Origin of the sequence: Romboutsia sp., assembly GCF_035470145.1 — a bacterium.
Classification (GTDB): Bacteria; Bacillota; Clostridia; order Peptostreptococcales; family Peptostreptococcaceae; genus Romboutsia_D.
In genome coordinates, this window is the sequence record NZ_DATIRC010000415.1 from 1 (window position 1) to 2,106 (window position 2,106).

Annotated in this window: 2 protein-coding genes; both read left to right on the forward strand. The window is 31.7% G+C overall.

Annotated features, from left to right (window positions below; genetic code table 11):
* A partial coding sequence (locus VLM92_RS16290) for a lysine 5,6-aminomutase subunit alpha TIM-barrel domain-containing protein (protein ID WP_325277374.1) occupies window positions 1–1,165 on the forward strand: 1,165 nt, incomplete at its 5' end.
* Window positions 1,165–1,950 carry an OAM dimerization domain-containing protein gene (locus tag VLM92_RS16295; protein ID WP_325277375.1) on the forward strand — a complete coding sequence of 262 codons (786 nt, stop codon included), beginning with the start codon at window positions 1,165–1,167 and terminating at the stop codon, window positions 1,948–1,950. The genes VLM92_RS16290 and VLM92_RS16295, both read left to right, overlap by 1 nt.
* Window positions 1,951–2,106 lie beyond the last annotated feature (156 nt).

The window sequence follows — 2,106 nt, forward strand, 5'->3', positions numbered from 1 at the left end:
AAAAGAAAACAGAAATAAAAGAGAAAATTATCTTAATAAATATGGAGATAAAACTGGGCCATATTTATATGTAATAGTTGCGACAGGTAATATATATGAAGATATAGTTCAAGCTGTTGCTGCGGCTAAACAAGGAGCTGATATAATAGCAGTTATTAGAACTACTGGACAAAGTTTACTAGACTATGTTCCGTATGGTGCTACGACAGAAGGATTTGGAGGAACTTATGCAACAGGTGAAAACTTTAGATTAATGAGAGAAGCACTTGATGAAGTAGGAGAAGAACTAGGTAGATATATAAGACTTTGTAACTACTGTTCAGGATTGTGTATGCCAGAGATTGCGGCGCTTGGAGCACAAAATAGACTTGATGTGATGCTAAATGATGCTCTATATGGAATATTATTTAGAGATATAAATATGAAAAGAACAATGATTGACCAATATTTTTCAAGAATTATCAACGGATTTGCAGGAGTTATCATAAACACTGGCGAAGATAATTACTTAACGACAGCAGACGCAGTAGAAGAAGCACATACAGTACTAGCATCTCAATTTATAAATGAGCAATTTGCATTAATTGCAGGACTTCCTGAAGAACAAATGGGACTTGGTCATGCTTTTGAAATAAGTCCTGATGTTGAAAATGGATTCTTGTATGAGCTTTCACAAGCTCAAATGGCTAGAGAAATATTCCCTAAAGCACCTCTTAAGTACATGCCACCTACAAAGTTTATGACAGGGGACATATTCAAAGGCCAAGTACAAGATGCATTATTTAATATGGTAACTATTATGACAAATCAAAAATTACACTTACTTGGAATGCTTACAGAAGCTATACATACACCTTTTATATCAGATAGAGCAGTATCAATAGAAAATGCAAAATATATCTTTAGCACAATGAAAGATCTTGGAGATGAAATAGAGTTTAAAAAAGATGGAATTATGTGTAAAAGAGTAGATGAAGTTTTAAATAAAGCTTGTGACTTAATTCATGAAATAGAAAAAGAAGGATTATTTAAAACTTTAGAACAAGGTAAATTTGCAGGAATAAAAAGACCTATAGATGGAGGAAAAGGATTGGATGGAGTGGTTATGAAAGAATCTAATTACTTTAACCCATTTATAGAACTGATGATAGGAGGTGGCTTCTAATGAGTGGACTATATTCAATGGAAGTAAAGGAATTTGATAAAGAGTTAGATTTAAAAAACTTAAAACCTTATGGAGATACTATGAATGATTCTAAGGTACAAGTAAGTTTTACTTTACCTATAAAAGATGATGAAAAAGGAATAGAAGCAGCAAAACTTACTGCTAAAAATATGGGACTTAGTGAGATTAATGTTGCACACCATAAAGCTTTAGACAAGGAATTTACTTTTTATGTTGTATATGGAAGTTTAGAAGAAGGTGTAAACTACGAAGATATCCATGTTGAAGTTGCTCAAGAAGAAACTATGGATAAGTACCAAATAGAAGAATATATAAAAGAAAATATAAAGAGAGATATAGTAGTTGTTGGTGCAAGTACTGGAACTGATGCTCATACTGTTGGTATAGACGCAATAATGAATATGAAAGGGTATGCAGGAAATTATGGACTTGAAAGATATGAAGGAGTAGAGGCTTATAACCTAGGTAGTCAAGTTCCTAATGAAGAATTCATCAAAAGAGCAGTAGAACTTAATGCAGATGTACTTTTAGTTTCTCAAACTGTAACACAAAAAAATATTCATATAGAAAATTTAACAAACTTAGTAGAATTACTAGAAGCAGAAGGACTTCGTGACAAAGTTGTATTAATTTGTGGAGGCCCAAGAATTAGCCATGAACTTGCAAAAGAAATAGGATATGATGCAGGATTTGGGCCAGGTAAATTTGCACAAGATGTTGCAAGCTTTGCAGTAGTTGAAATAATAAATAGAAAATTAACATAATTTTCAAAAAAATTAACATAATTTTCAGAAAGTTTAGTATAATTAAATAAATATATTTATTTAAAAAAAATTTTTAATGAGGAGGAAGTATTTTGGAAAAAAAGCCAAAAGTTAGCAGAAAGGCAACTGTAGGGGAAGCACTAATACCAGTATTAT